Origin of the sequence: Parabacteroides johnsonii DSM 18315, from assembly GCF_025151045.1 — a bacterium.
Classification (GTDB): domain Bacteria; phylum Bacteroidota; class Bacteroidia; order Bacteroidales; family Tannerellaceae; genus Parabacteroides; species Parabacteroides johnsonii.
This window is the reverse complement of record NZ_CP102285.1, coordinates 470,745-484,432: the sequence shown is the minus strand read 5'-3', so window position 1 is coordinate 484,432 and position 13,688 is coordinate 470,745. Positions and strand designations below refer to the sequence as shown.

Genomic DNA, 13,688 nt, shown 5'->3' with positions numbered 1-13,688 from the left:
TTACATATAGATGCTAAAATACTCCGCGATCGGTCCCAACGTCAGTGCAGGGAAGAAAGACAGGGCAGCCACGATAAAGATCACACAGAATGTCATCACGGCAAATGTCACGGTGTCCGTTTTCAAAGTCCCTGCACTTTCGGGGATAAACTTCTTCTGTGCCAATAGTCCGGCAATCGCCACCTGTCCGACAATCGGAAGGTAACGGGAGATGATCAGCGCCAAGCCTGTCGTAAAATTCCAGAAATAGGTGTTGTCGCCGAGTCCCTCGAAACCTGATCCGTTGTTGGCGGAGGCAGAAGTATATTCGTAAAGCATCTCGCTGAAACCGTGGAAACCGGGATTATTCAACCAACCTCCCTCCGCTTCCACAAAGGCCGGATTATACACCCAATAATAGCAAGCGACAGCTGTCCCGATCAGGATCACGAACGGATGTGTCAGTGCCACGATCGTTGCAATCTTCATCTCGCGCGCCTCCACCTTCTTTCCTAAAAATTCCGGAGTACGACCGACCATCAAGCCACTAATAAACACGGCGATAATCAGAAAAGCATAGTAATTCATGAACCCTACGCCCACACCTCCGAACCAGGTGTTTATTTGCATATTCAACATCTCCATCATCCCGCTGAGCGGCATCGTACTGTCGTGCATCCCGTTGACGGAACCGTTTGAGGTGACTGTCGTCGTACAACTCCACAGGGCCGTTGCCGCCGGACCGAGGCGAGTCTCCTTTCCTTCCATCGCGCCGGCTCCCTGGTCAATCCCCATCTGGGAGATCATGGGATTACCTTTCGTTTCGTAATAGGTGTTGATCCCTACGCTGGCGAGGTAAGCAAAAAGCATAACCCCGAAAATCGTGTAAGACAACTTTTTTCTTTTCAGATAGAATCCCAACGCAAAGACCATTGCCATCGGGAGAATCAGGATCGACCAGCACTCTACCATATTGGTCAGGTAAGTCGGGTTTTCAAGCGGATGTGACGAGTTCACTCCGAAATAACCTCCTCCGTTGGTTCCCAACTGTTTAATCGGTATGACAGCGGCGGCAGGACCTTGCGAGATCAGTTGCTCGTTACCCTCCAATGTCGTCAGCTTCATCTTTCCGTCGAATCCCATCGGTGTTCCTTCAATAATAAGGATGAACCCGACAATAAGCGACATCGGCAACAGAATACGGGTGCAACTTTTCAACAGCAGGTTCCAGAAGTTACCAATCGTATTGGTTGTCTTGGCGGCCATCGCCTTGAAGATTCCGGCAAGGGCGGCCATCCCGGTAGCTGCCGTGATAAACTGGAAGAGCATGATCACGAACAACTGGGTAAAATAGGTCAGTCCGCTTTCCCCACTATAGTGCTGGAGATTACAATTGACCATAAAACTGATGCAGGTATTGAACGACAGGTGTGACGACTGCCCCCCATTGCCATCGGGGTTGAGAGGCAGGTATTGTTGTGTCCACAGCAAGAGCATTCCCCAAAAAAACCAAAAAAGATTGATGGTCAGCAACGCTTTCAAGAAACTTTTCCAGTTCATTTCCTCGTTCGGATTGATCCCGCATATTTTAAAGATCCATCTTTCCACCGGGGCAAGAAAATCGAGGCATGTCTTCTCCCCTTTATATACTTTTGCGATATACTTACCCAGCGGATAAGCCAGAACGACCATGAGTACGATCTGCGCAATACTTCCTATTAATTCTGTATTCATCTTTTCACTTAAGCTAATCGTTTAAAACTTTTCGGGCTTCACCAATACATAAAGCAGATACCCGAAGATAACCAAGCAGAGTACAAACAGTGCTGCAAACATACTTTCCTCCTTTTCTAAATCTTTTCGAACCAATCCACACATTTAAAGAAAAACCAGTAGCAGGCCCCGCCTACCACACACAAAAAAACAAAAGACACAAATTCATTTTCCAACATCTTAAAATACTTTTAGTGTTAATACTATTCATCGTTTCGCCTTTTTATATACCAACGGTGTGCCAAACAGATAAGAAGTTGCGTGAAGAAAAGAATATCAGCAAGTTAAAGTTTCAGCTTAAAAGCCGGAGCAGATGGCCACCCTTCCATTTTGAAAAGGTTACCTTTTCAGAATGGAAAAGTTCACTATTTCGGCAGTATCTGGAGTAAATGTTTCATCAACGAAAATAGGTTCAAATTTGCAGACGAAAATGATAACTGGTATAAGTGGACAGTTTTCTTAAGGGATAATAATACGGGAAAGACGAATCTATTGAAGGCGATTGCAGTTTGGAACCTGATTATGATTCCTCCTTTACTTCGAAGACAGGTTGTTTCAATTAGATTTTGCGGCCAAAAACAACAGTACAGCAAATCATTCTCTTTTCGCAAAACCCGTGTACCCTATCCTATGTCGATATTAGGCCATTACAACCCGTATTCCTCTATCTTCCGGTAGAGGGTTGTCAGGCCGATACCTAATAAACGGGAGGTTTCCGTTTTATTGCCATTGGTATATTTCAATACCTTTTGAATATGCATCTTCTCGACGCCGCTGAGGTCGAAGCCGGAATAGTTGCCTTCGGTATTGGCTTGAGGGGTCTGCATTGCGAGCGGCAGGGTATCCGCCGCCAAGGTGTCGCCGTCGGAAATAATAAGGCTGCGCTCCACGACATTGCGCAGTTCGCGGACATTCCCTTTCCAGGGGTACCGTTTCAGAATGCGGATATAGTCCGGCGAGATCGTGCGGATGGTCTTTCCCATCTTGGAAGACAGTGCGGAGACAAACGCCTCGACATGCAAAGGGATGTCGTCCACCCGTTCACGGAGTGGCGGCAGGTGAATCTGGAAAACAGAAAGCCTGTAAAACAAGTCCTCGCGAAAATGTCCATCGGCAATTTCTTTTGCCAGGTCGCGGTTGGTGGCGGCTATCACGCGCACATTCACTTTGATAGGCTTCGTATCGCCGATCTTGAGAAACTCGCCGGTTTCGAGAATACGGAGCAGCTTAGCCTGAAGATCGAACGCCATCTCGCCGATCTCATCGAGGAAGATCGTGCCGTTGTCGGCTTCTTCGAACAGGCCTTTCGTCTCTTTGAGTGCACCGGTGAAAGCTCCTGCCTTGTGACCGAACATCTCGCTTTCCAACAGGTCGCGGCTGAAAGAGGAACAGTTGATGGCGACAAAGGTTTTATCGCTACGGGAACTATACTGATGGATGGACTGGGCAAACACCTCCTTGCCGGTCCCGGTCTCGCCGGTGAGCAGGACGGGAACATCCGTTGCGGCAACCTTGCGTGCCAATGAGACAGCCTCCTGTATGGCAGGTGAACGGCCGATGACAGTGGCAAACGAATACTGTTTGCCAACAGCAGTCCCGACAGCTTTCTGCTGCTGGTAGGCAGCAGTCGCCTTTTCCATCGCTTTCGCGATCAGAGGGAGGATTTTATTGTTGTCATCGCCTTTGGTGATATAGTCGAACGCTCCGTTCTTGATAGCTTGCACGCCATCGGGGATATTACCGTGGGCCGTAAGCAAAATCACTTCCGAAAGGGGACGCAGACGTTTCAGTTCGGTGACAAGCTCCACTCCGCTCCCGTCTGGCAGGCAGACATCGCAGAGCACCACTTCGGGATCATTCTGTTCGAGCTGTTTGATGCCCGCTTTACAGCTGGCGGCCTGGAACACATCATAGCCTTCCAGCCCGATAATACGGGACAGCAGGCTTAAAATTTGCTTCTCATCGTCGATAATCAATACTTTTCCCATCTTCCTATTCAGCTATGAGGAAGCAAATATAGCATATTATTCAGAGGTGTCCATTACTTCTTCCATTTTCATACCACCTTAATTATAGTTTAATTATTTGCAAATATCCTAAACCCGGTACAAGTAACGTGTAATAAATAGTACATTCGCTAAAATTATCTACAAAATGAAAAAAGTTCTATTAGTTGCAGTCTCCGCACTGCTTGTCTGCACTTCTTGTGTAACAAAGAAAAAGTATCTGCTGGCCGAGAACGGACGTCTGGAAGCCATTGCCCGGGGAGACGATCTGCAGAACCAGCTTGTGAACTGCCGCGACAACAACGACGGTCTCACTTCGCGTCTTACCGCACTTGAACGGGATACCACCCGCATGGGCAAGAACATCCGCAACTATCAAAATATGCTCAGCACAAACATGACGGAGCAGGAAAAATTGAATTCACTCCTAAGCCAGAAAATGAGCGAACTGGATGAACGCGAACGTACGATCAACGAACTACAGGATATGATCAATGCACAGACCGAACGAGTACAGAACTTGCTCAACAGCGTAAAGGATGCGCTTCTGGGGTTTAGCAGCGACGAACTGACCGTCCGCGAAAAAGATGGGAAAGTCTATGTTGCCATGTCGGACAAACTTCTTTTCGAATCGGGAAGCGCCCGTGTCGACAAGCGTGGCAAGGAGGCTTTGGCCAAACTCGCTGAGGTCCTCAACAAGCAATCCGATATCGACGTGTATATCGAAGGACACACTGACAGCAAGCCGATCAACACCGCCCAATTCAAAGATAACTGGGATCTCAGTGTCATCCGCGCTACCTCGGTCGTCCGCATCCTGACAAAAGACTACGGTGTCAAGCCTTTGCAGATACAACCTTGCGGCCGTGGCGAATTCATGCCTGTCGACGACAACGAAACTGCCGACGGCCGTGCCAAAAACCGTCGTACAGAAATCATCATGGCTCCGAAACTGGATAAGTTATACCAGATGTTGAACCAGTAACACTCATAAGAAGGCTACTATCACGGTTTGTCCGTTACCTTTGTTTTTCCCAAAAGTAACGGACAAATTTTACAAAAAGCAAGCAGATCTTTTCGAGAAAGCTCTCGTTTTAACGCGGTTCCGATCCCCTTCTGCACGGTATTGAGACCTGGGTGTTAGGGGTATCGAGATCGGGGTGTTGAGAGGAATAGATAGGTAGTTGCTTAAAAATAAGTAACATGCTTTGATGAAAAATATGCTCGTCTTTATGATAGTATAATAGTGATTATCTCCAGTGTTATTCCCTCTTGCACCGCAAAGCAAAATATAGAATATACAGGAAAGACAACAATGGAATCACAAACCCAACCGCCATGTTATCGGCTCCGATATATCCCATCAGCATTGGAGCAAAGGCTCCGCCTGCTACTCCCATAACGATATAAGAGGAAGCTTTCTTCGTATAGGAACCCATACCTTCCAAGCCGAGTGCAAAGATTGTCGGAAACATAATGGACATAAAGAAAAAAGAAAGATAGAGCGCATACAAAGAAACCGTACCGACAGACACGACGACCAACGCCATACAGACAGCATCTGCCAAAGCGAACCATGTCAGAAGACGGGCCGGAGACATCCACCTCATCGTAAAACTACCAGACAGACGGCCTATCATAAACAAAGCCATTCCTCCAAAAGCCAAAATACGCGAAGCCTCGATATTCGTCATGGAAGTATCGACTTCCGTCACATAATTAATGAAGAAACTGAAAATCCCCGTCTGGGCGGCACAATAGCAGAACTGTGCAATAATAGCCCGGATAAATTGCGGATGTCTCCACATCGAAGCAGTACCGGACACAGGAGCAATCATCTTTTCCTCTTTGTCCGTTTCCTCCTGCACTTCAGGCAGTTTTGTAAAAAAGAAAAGTATGGCGACCAGCAAAACGACCGAACCGACCAATATATAGGGTTTCGTCAAAGTAAACGGATCATCTTCCGCCCCTCCGAAAATCAACATTCCTCCTACCAAAGGTCCCAATATCCAGCCTAATCCGTTAAACGATTGGGAAAGGTTCAAGCGCTGAGCCCCCGATTCCTCTGGTCCCAGAATCGTGGAATAAGGGTTAGCTGCCGTTTCCAGAATACAAAGCCCGCAGGCAATGACAAAAAGGGCTATCAGAAACGGAGAGGCTGAATGCAGATAAGCTGCCGGAATAAAAGCAAACGCACCAACCGCAAACAGGCATAACCCTAAAATAATCCCTTTCTTATATCCGAACCGCTTCATAAACATACCGGCAGGAAGCGCCATCAGAAAGTAAGCGATATAAGTGGAGAACTGCACAAGACCGCTCTCCGCCTTCGTCATCGTAAAGACACCTTGAAAATGCTTATTCAATACGTCCAACAGACCATGAGCAAAACCCCACAATAAGAACAGGCTGGTGATCAATATAAACGGGACAAGATAAGATTTCCCGTCAGGAGCGGAAAACAAAGTTTTCTGATTATTCTTTTTCATACTTGCTATTTGTTATGAGTCAGCAAAGATACTCTTTTTTTCAGAGATTACTTTCCTGTCACTATTTACATGTCAAAACGGTTTGTTTTCTGCCAAATTTTCCTACGAATGTTCTTCCTTAACAATCATGTTTCCAAATACATATATAAACCTCAGTAAGTCTATTCGCCTAAATTCATGACCTCAGGAAAAGGTTTTCAGCTTCGTTTATCATCCTTTATTCATATTAACGCCGGACACATTGTCCTGGCATACCTTTTGAAGTTGGTATAGTGCTTTCGGATTAGAAAAGACGAGAGCGGAAGAAGAATATAAATGTTTAACTAAATAATTGGAGGACTGTATTATGACACCGATGAGAAGAAGTCAAAATTGGTTACCGTATGTATTCAATGATTTATTTGACAATGACTGGATGATTAAAGCAAACTCTACAGCTCCAGCCATCAATGTGATTGAATCGGAAAAGGACTATCGAGTAGAAGTTGCTGCTCCGGGCATGACAAAAGACGATTTCAACATCCGTATCGACGAGAACGACAACCTGGTCGTATCGATGGAGAAAAAAGAAGAAAAGAACGAAGAAAAGAAAGAAGGGCGCTATCTGAGACGTGAATTCTCCTATAGCAAATTCCAGCAAACAATGGTTCTTCCCGAAAATGCAGAGAAAGAGAAGATCGAAGCAAAAGTCGAGAATGGTGTGTTAAACATCATCATTCCGAAAATGAGCGAGGAAGCAGCCAAGAAAGCTGAAAAGATTATCGAAATCAAATAATCTGTTTGTCCTTTATAAACTAAAGGCTATAATGGTTTGTTTTATTGGAAAAATATTATCCGGTTAAAGCAAACCATTATTTTTTTATCTATATCTTTGCCTGTATAAAATTATATTGTATTATAAATCTAATTGAAAGAAAGGAAACAGAATTATGATTTTAAGCAAGAAATTATCTGAAGCATTTAACGCACAGGTAAATGCAGAAATGTGGTCATCCAATTTGTATCTGTCCATGTCCGTGCATTTCCAAAAATTGGGATTAAACGGTTTCGCTCACTGGATGAAAAAACAAGCTGAAGAAGAAATGGAACACGCCCACAAAATGATCGACTTCGCTATCGACCGTGGCGGTGACATCACAATCGGCCAGATCAATGTCGTTCCTACCGCATGGGGCAGCGTCACAGAATTATTCGAACACGTTTACAAACATGAATGCTACGTTTCTGAACTGATCGACAAAATGGTCGATATCGCAGAAGAAGAAAAAGACCATGCCTCAAGAGACTTCCTCTTCTGGTTCGTTCGCGAACAGGTAGAAGAAGAATCTACAGCCAAAGGAATCGTAGATCAGTTGAAGAACTATGGCGAATGCCACGTCGGTATCCTTGACCACAGATTGGGCAAAAGATAAAAACAATGGGCAATTGACAATTAGTTGACACGGTCTTTTAATTGTCAATTGCTTTAAGCATCGCTTTCCCCCACAGCTCTCCCAAAGCAGAAGCCCCTTTCCGGTTAGGATGCAGATAGAAAGTTCCTGCATTTCCTTTTTCGGGGAAAAGCTCACTTTTATAATGTGCCTTGAAATAATCGAAACCATCTGTATCCCCCATAAAGACCTGTCCGGGAAAACGTTTGGAATAATCGAGAACCAATGCCTGTAATTCAGGATAATAACTTTGCAAACGATTCAACCCTTCTTCCAGATATTTGGCTCCGTTGTATGTATTGGGGCTATACCATACCGGCCGGTGCAATACGATCTTGCATTTCGGATAGAGTGCAAGCAACTTATCAACAATCGTTTTCATATTCTCATAATACTTGGCAGGCGAAGCCGGAGCCCCACTTGGCCCTGTAATAGCACTGTCATTCGTCCCAAGCATAATGGAAAAGATCAAAGTCGCCCACGTTTCATCTTTGAACTGGTCGGCAACCTGAACCACCTTCGGAAATAGCAAATCGGTTTGAGGTAAAAAATCAAGAGTCGTACTTCCGCTTACCCCCTGGTTGGAATAACGGACAGTTCCGACAGACGGTTGCCTGCGCAGATATAAAGCAGCCTTCACAGGGGGCGCCTCACGTCTCGGATTTTCCAACAAAGCCCCTTGCGTTATGCTGTTTCCGATAAATACTATATTCAGATTTTTCTTTTCCTCTCCCATCATATAACAACTGATTGTCATACACAACAACAAACCTATAACTTTCCGGATATCCTTCATAATTCAATCTTTTCTACTCTTCTGCGAATGTAGGAAAAAATTCATTCACTTCCGGATGTTCCGATAACCAAATTTTAGCACCTTCTTCCTCGTGCATAGGATAAGCCTCCACCAAATCCATCAATTCGCTCAATTGGTCATTATCGAGAGCAAAGTTCCGGAAAAAAGCGGCTGCATACGGATCTTTATCAGAGAAGCCTTTGGTAGCCATAATCTGAATGTGTTCGGCATCGCCGTACTGTTTCTGCGGATCATCCAGAAATTTCAGATCGTAGCGGGAGAACATCCAGTGAGGAGTCCAGCCGGTTACTACGATCCATTCCTTGTTTTCGATCGATTTCTGGAGGAATGCGACCATTGTCGCTCCGCTCGAAGGTTTCAGCGTCAACTCGACCGGATATTCCCGGATGACACGCTCAGTCTCATTCATCAGGCCAGCCCCAACGTCGATACCGATAATCTCATTACGGAACTTCTCTTTATGCTCATTCAATTCTTCTATGGAACGGATCGTGACATACGAAGGGACTACCAGCCCCATCCTGGCATTTTTATAGGCTACTCCTAACGCTTCCAAGTTATCGCCATATTTCCTTATATAATCGGCATGTGTAGCCGGAAGCCATGCATCCATAAAAACATCGACTTTACCAGCCGCCATCGAAACAAAGACCGGCGCGATATCCGCATTTCGCAGCATCACGTCATAGCCCTTGCTCTCAAGCATGACTTTCGCCAGATAGCTCATAGCAATCCCTTCCGACCAATTTACATAACCGATCGAGACCTGTTTTCTGTCTTTCGAGGAATTGCTGCAATCAGCAAACATCATCATGAAGGCTACAATAAGGGATAAATTTATAATGATAATCAATCTTCTCATAAATACTTTTCTTTTTATCTGTTTTACTTTCTACGGACAAAGCCCTGTGTAATACGATCCAGGACAATCGCCAGAATCACGACGGCTATGCCGCCTTCAAAACCAAGTCCGATTTTCATTTGTGTGATTCCTTTCAATACGATCTCACCTAACCCGCCGGCCGAGATCATAGCCGCAATCACAACCATAGACAGAGCCATCATGATTGTCTGGTTCACTCCTGCCATAATGGTCGGTAAAGCCAACGGGAGCTGAACTTTAAAAAGAAGCTGTCCCGAAGTGGCCCCAAACGAACGAGTCGCCTCTACAATATCTTCCGGAACCTGACGGATCCCCAAGTCGGTAAGACGGACAACCGGAGGCATGGCAAATATCACGGTGGCAAAAGCGCCCGGAACAGGTCCCAGTCCGAAAAACAGGACAGCCGGAATCAAATAGACAAAAGCGGGCATCGTCTGCATCAGGTCCAAAACCGGCCGGATCACTTTAGCCGCCTTATCGTTTCGTCCGGTCCAGATTCCCAGCGGAACACCGAGCAGCAGGGCAATGATCGTCGACGACAAGACAAGTGCCACGGTCTGCATGGTCTGTACCCAGAATCCCATCCCCCAAATCAAAAGTAAACCGAGCAAGGTCAGGACAGCAGTTCCCTTTCCGGCTTTCCACCAAGCCAAAGCTGCTATTCCCGCAATCATCAGGTAGAACGGGACCCACATCAGTATTCCCTGGAAGCCGTCGATAAAGCCGCCTACGATGTGGTTGATTACATCAAAAAGGCCGGCAAAGTTTTCTGTCAGCCAATTAATGGCCATTTCTATATATTTTCCGATATTTATCATAAATCTATTGCGTTTTGAATGATTTCTTCTATTTCTTTCTGATCCTTTCCGGTCATCTCGATAATGATGGCTGAAGTCGATACGACACCTTTCAAACGGTTATTCTCATCGACCACCGGCAAAGCCTGCTGGACCTTCGGCAAGAGAGGCAACATATCTTCGACTGTCATATTCTCCAATACGGAAGGGACCTCTTTCATAACAATCGAACTGATGTCCCTCGTCCCTTCCTTACGCAGCCGCAGCACATCTTTCAACCGTATTTCACCAAGGAACTGCTCGTCCGTTCCGATCACGGGCAACGCATACAAACGTTTTTCCCTCATCTTGCGGATAATAGCCTCCGGACCATCTTTGCGGATACGGACAACGATCGGTTGAGTCAGCATGATGGAAGAGGCCGTAACAACACGCCCACGATCCACACTCTCGGTAAAACGGGTGACATAGTCGTCGGCCGGATCAGTCAATATCTCTTCGGGCGTCCCGACCTGTACGACTTCGCCATCCTTCATAATGGCAATACGGTCGCCTAATTTGATGGCCTCGTCCAGATCATGTGTGATAAAGACAATGGTACGTTTCATCTTCTCCTGCAAATCCAGCAACTCGTCCTGCATCTGTTCGCGGATAAGCGGGTCAAGGGCTGAAAAAGCCTCGTCCATCAGCAGGACTTCCGGGTTATTCGCCAAAGCACGTGCCAGCCCGACGCGCTGCTGCATACCTCCAGAGAGTTCGTCCACACGCTGGTTCTCATATCCCTTCAATCCTACAACAGCTATGCTTTCATGTGCTTTCTTCTCGCGCTCTTCTTTAGGTATACCCTGCAATTCAAGCCCGAAAGCTATATTGCTCAAAACTGTCCGGTGAGGCAACAGACCAAAATGCTGGAATACCATCGCCATCTCCTTACGACGTATTTGCAACAGATCCTTATCCGACAGAGACGTGATGTTCCTGCCACTTAACCATATCTCCCCCATAGAGGGTTCGTTCAGCCGGTTAATGCAACGCACCAACGTCGACTTGCCACTACCGGAGAGCCCCATTATCACGAACATCTCTCCTTCCTTTATTTCCAGATTGGCATTACGGACAGCTACGGTACAGCCTGTTTCTTTTAAAATTTCCTGTTTGCATTTACCTTGCTTGATCATCTTTTTCGCTTTGGCCTTCTCAGGTCCGAAAAGAATCGATAAGTCTTTTATTTCTATTTTCGTCATATTAAAAAATTATATTTGGTCATGTTTAGAAGTAATTCCCGGGACCGGGCATGTGGCGTCTATTAATTAAACAGGGAAAACTGAATTTAGTTTAAAAAAGATATAGCAGAAATCGTTCCTTCCATTTTTTTCAATAAGACTGCCACATCAAAAAATATTATTTTGACAACCAAATAAGATATTCGCAAACAAAATAGTATGTTAAAAAATATTACCCGCTATACTAATTCCCCAAATATGCCTTATTAATTTCGATTTTGATGGGGTGGCAATGACATTTTGATAAAAACAATTTTCACGTTTTTATCCTCTTGCATTTACCGGAAATATGCTCGATGTCCAACCGCAGGATATTCGTCCGGTGAAAGGACTTGTCGATATACTTCTCTCCTATCGCTTCAAAACCGGAGCAATATTTCTTTGCCAACAGGCGTAAAGCGTTCCGGCGTTCTTCTTCGGGAAGGTCCATATATATCGTACCGAATGCAAGCGCACATTCATAAGCCGTAGTGAACTGATTCGGAATAATATGTGTTTTTCCCACTACGCAAAAACTCACTTTCGGATTTTCCCGGAGGCATTCCAACTTATATCCTTCCGGTGCACAGTGGAAATAGACACTTTCTCCTTCCTTCACAAAAGAAATCGGGATTCCATACCCGAAGCCATCCGTCCCCACCATCGACAGGAAACCATATTCAGCCGTTTCCAATAACTCAATTGCGCCTTTTTCATCCAAAACGCGGTCTTTTCTTCTTATTTCATGATACATAGTGTTACATATTTAAACGATATCGACCGACAAATCTACAAAAAGTCTTATATTTGCGAGTAAGAATTACACATAATAACGCATACTAATATGAAAACAAAGATTTCGCTTTTGTTTCTTGCCATTCTCTGCAACTTCGCCGTATTTGCCCAGAGTGACTTCAATACCTATTTCGAAAAGAAAAGCCTCCGGGTGGATTTCGCCTTGAGCGGTAATCTAACCTCACAATCGGCTGCCATCCAGCAGTTGCGTGAAGAACCGGTATGGGGTGGCCCGGTCAAGAACCTGATCGACAAGTCGGGCTATGGAGGCTACTATATCAACGTATATGACAAGGCTACGGACCGACTGATCTACTCACGCGGTTTCAATACATTGTTCGAAGAATGGCGCTCGACGGAACAAGCCAAGACAGAAACACAATCGTGGACAAACAGCGCTTCCGTTCCTTTCCCGAAAGCACCTGTCTATGTCGAGATCACAGCACGCGACAAAGCTGACATGCAATTCCATCCGTTGCTCCGGCAGGAGGTCGATCCCCAAAGTATTTTCATCGACCGGGGAAAGCTGAAAGACAATAAAGTGCATCAGATACAGAAAAGCGGCGACTCGGCAGAAAAAGTCGATCTTGTTTTCATTGCCGAAGGATACACGACGGATGAACAGGAGAAATTCGTAGCAGATGCAAAACGATTTACAGAAGCTTTGTTCGCGACTCCTCCTTTCACGACACGGCGCGGGGACTTCAACGTATGGGCTGTCTGCCTCATATCGGAAGAATCGGGCACGGATGTTTCGGGCAAAGGTATCTTTAAGAACACAGCCCTCAATTCCGGTTATTATACATTCGGCGTGGACCGTTATCTGACAACACCGGATATGAAATCGATCCGCGATGCCGTCTGGAACGTACCCTGTGATGCCATATTCCTGCTGATAAACACAGATATGTACGGCGGTGGCGGAATGTATAATTTCTATGCCTGCGGGACAGCCGACAACCCACGGACACCTGTCGTCTTTACGCACGAGTTCGGACATAGCTTCGCCGGCCTGGCAGACGAATATTTCTCTTCGGAGGTAGCTTACCAGGATTTCTACAACTTGAAATACGAACCGTGGGAACCGAACATCACGACTTTAGTCGATTTCGACAGCAAATGGAAAGACTTGTTGCCAGCCAATACGCCGATTCCTACCCCACTCGACGCCGAACATAAGGACAAAGCCGGTGTGTTCGAAGGGGGCGGCTACCTATCCAAAGGCATTTATCGTCCGATGGACCACTGCATGATGCGCGATTATGCTCCGTTCTGCCCGGCCTGCTCACGGGCCATTCTGCGGATGATCGATTTTCTGACGGATAAGAAATAGTAAGAATATTTTTCAACTATTTTCATAATTGGGATATTCATTGCTGTTATTATGATAAGAAGCACTCACCTATTGCTCAAATATGGGGAACACACATATCTAATTTAAGACGACCGTCTTCATC

The 13,688-nt window shown here is 45.7% G+C and carries 13 protein-coding genes; 4 read left to right on the top strand and 9 right to left on the bottom strand.

Annotation, left to right across the window (positions count from 1 at the left end):
- From kdpA to NQ564_RS02160, 3 genes are all read right to left on the bottom strand, one after another.
- Window positions 1–1,713: a potassium-transporting ATPase subunit KdpA gene (gene kdpA / locus NQ564_RS02165; protein ID WP_008148912.1), complete on the bottom strand. Its 1,713-nt coding sequence runs from the start codon at window positions 1,711–1,713 to the stop codon at window positions 1–3.
- Window positions 1,714–1,734: 21 nt separating this feature from the next.
- Entirely contained in the window at window positions 1,735–1,815 is an 81-nt protein-coding gene (locus NQ564_RS19390) for a potassium-transporting ATPase subunit F (RefSeq protein ID WP_129650369.1), read from the bottom strand.
- Window positions 1,816–2,399: 584 nt separating this feature from the next.
- Entirely contained in the window at window positions 2,400–3,740 is a 1,341-nt protein-coding gene (locus NQ564_RS02160) for a sigma-54-dependent transcriptional regulator (protein ID WP_008148916.1), read from the bottom strand.
- 166 nt (window positions 3,741–3,906) lie between these two features.
- Between NQ564_RS02160 and NQ564_RS02155 the strand changes: the two genes are divergently transcribed.
- Window positions 3,907–4,743, top strand: a complete 837-nt coding sequence (locus NQ564_RS02155; protein WP_008154828.1) for an OmpA family protein — start codon at window positions 3,907–3,909, stop codon at window positions 4,741–4,743.
- A gap of 277 nt (window positions 4,744–5,020) precedes the next feature.
- Here NQ564_RS02155 and fucP read toward each other — a convergent pair whose 3' ends face one another.
- A complete protein-coding gene (gene fucP, locus NQ564_RS02150; protein ID WP_008148922.1) occupies window positions 5,021–6,247 on the bottom strand; it encodes an L-fucose:H+ symporter permease in 1,227 nt (408 codons plus the stop codon).
- A gap of 346 nt (window positions 6,248–6,593) precedes the next feature.
- Here fucP and NQ564_RS02145 point away from each other — a divergent pair, with 346 nt between their 5' ends.
- The gene (locus NQ564_RS02145; protein ID WP_008148924.1) at window positions 6,594–7,022 is read left to right on the top strand and encodes an Hsp20/alpha crystallin family protein; all 429 of its coding nucleotides are present in this window, start codon (window positions 6,594–6,596) and stop codon (window positions 7,020–7,022) included.
- A 154-nt stretch (window positions 7,023–7,176) separates the two neighbouring features.
- Window positions 7,177–7,659, top strand: a complete 483-nt coding sequence (locus NQ564_RS02140) for a ferritin (RefSeq protein ID WP_008148926.1) — start codon at window positions 7,177–7,179, stop codon at window positions 7,657–7,659.
- 37 nt (window positions 7,660–7,696) lie between these two features.
- On the opposite strand, the gene NQ564_RS02135 is transcribed toward NQ564_RS02140, so the two are convergent.
- The 5 genes from NQ564_RS02135 to NQ564_RS02115 form a co-directional block, all read right to left on the bottom strand.
- Window positions 7,697–8,473, bottom strand: a complete 777-nt coding sequence (locus NQ564_RS02135; RefSeq protein ID WP_008148928.1) for a GDSL-type esterase/lipase family protein — start codon at window positions 8,471–8,473, stop codon at window positions 7,697–7,699.
- A 13-nt stretch (window positions 8,474–8,486) separates the two neighbouring features.
- Window positions 8,487–9,356 (bottom strand): glycine betaine ABC transporter substrate-binding protein, encoded by an 870-nt coding sequence (locus NQ564_RS02130; protein WP_008148930.1) that lies wholly within the window; start codon window positions 9,354–9,356, stop codon window positions 8,487–8,489.
- Between the two features lie 23 nt (window positions 9,357–9,379).
- Window positions 9,380–10,195 carry an ABC transporter permease gene (locus tag NQ564_RS02125; RefSeq protein ID WP_008148933.1) on the bottom strand — a complete coding sequence of 272 codons (816 nt, stop codon included), beginning with the start codon at window positions 10,193–10,195 and terminating at the stop codon, window positions 9,380–9,382.
- A complete protein-coding gene (locus NQ564_RS02120) occupies window positions 10,192–11,418 on the bottom strand; it encodes a quaternary amine ABC transporter ATP-binding protein (RefSeq protein ID WP_008148934.1) in 1,227 nt (408 codons plus the stop codon). Before NQ564_RS02120 ends, NQ564_RS02125 begins: the two co-directional genes overlap by 4 nt.
- Before the next feature lie 295 nt (window positions 11,419–11,713).
- Window positions 11,714–12,190: a pyridoxamine 5'-phosphate oxidase family protein gene (locus NQ564_RS02115; protein WP_008148936.1), complete on the bottom strand. Its 477-nt coding sequence runs from the start codon at window positions 12,188–12,190 to the stop codon at window positions 11,714–11,716.
- 90 nt (window positions 12,191–12,280) lie between these two features.
- Here NQ564_RS02115 and NQ564_RS02110 point away from each other — a divergent pair, with 90 nt between their 5' ends.
- The gene (locus tag NQ564_RS02110; RefSeq protein ID WP_008148938.1) at window positions 12,281–13,564 is read left to right on the top strand and encodes a M64 family metallopeptidase; all 1,284 of its coding nucleotides are present in this window, start codon (window positions 12,281–12,283) and stop codon (window positions 13,562–13,564) included.
- The last annotated feature ends 124 nt before the right edge of the window (window positions 13,565–13,688 follow it).

Bases quoted from the DNA above. Each gene is read 5' to 3' on its own strand.
- kdpA (WP_008148912.1), bottom strand. From the start codon at position 1,713: ATGAATACAGAATTAATAGGAAGTATTGCGCAGATCGTACTCATGGTC.
- NQ564_RS19390 (WP_129650369.1), bottom strand. From the start codon at position 1,815: ATGTTTGCAGCACTGTTTGTACTCTGCTTGGTTATCTTCGGGTATCTG.
- NQ564_RS02160 (WP_008148916.1), bottom strand. From the start codon at position 3,740: ATGGGAAAAGTATTGATTATCGACGATGAGAAGCAAATTTTAAGCCTG.
- NQ564_RS02155 (WP_008154828.1), top strand. From the start codon at position 3,907: ATGAAAAAAGTTCTATTAGTTGCAGTCTCCGCACTGCTTGTCTGCACT.
- fucP (WP_008148922.1), bottom strand. From the start codon at position 6,247: ATGAAAAAGAATAATCAGAAAACTTTGTTTTCCGCTCCTGACGGGAAA.
- NQ564_RS02145 (WP_008148924.1), top strand. From the start codon at position 6,594: ATGACACCGATGAGAAGAAGTCAAAATTGGTTACCGTATGTATTCAAT.
- NQ564_RS02140 (WP_008148926.1), top strand. From the start codon at position 7,177: ATGATTTTAAGCAAGAAATTATCTGAAGCATTTAACGCACAGGTAAAT.
- NQ564_RS02135 (WP_008148928.1), bottom strand. From the start codon at position 8,473: ATGAAGGATATCCGGAAAGTTATAGGTTTGTTGTTGTGTATGACAATC.
- NQ564_RS02130 (WP_008148930.1), bottom strand. From the start codon at position 9,356: ATGAGAAGATTGATTATCATTATAAATTTATCCCTTATTGTAGCCTTC.
- NQ564_RS02125 (WP_008148933.1), bottom strand. From the start codon at position 10,195: ATGATAAATATCGGAAAATATATAGAAATGGCCATTAATTGGCTGACA.
- NQ564_RS02120 (WP_008148934.1), bottom strand. From the start codon at position 11,418: ATGACGAAAATAGAAATAAAAGACTTATCGATTCTTTTCGGACCTGAG.
- NQ564_RS02115 (WP_008148936.1), bottom strand. From the start codon at position 12,190: ATGTATCATGAAATAAGAAGAAAAGACCGCGTTTTGGATGAAAAAGGC.
- NQ564_RS02110 (WP_008148938.1), top strand. From the start codon at position 12,281: ATGAAAACAAAGATTTCGCTTTTGTTTCTTGCCATTCTCTGCAACTTC.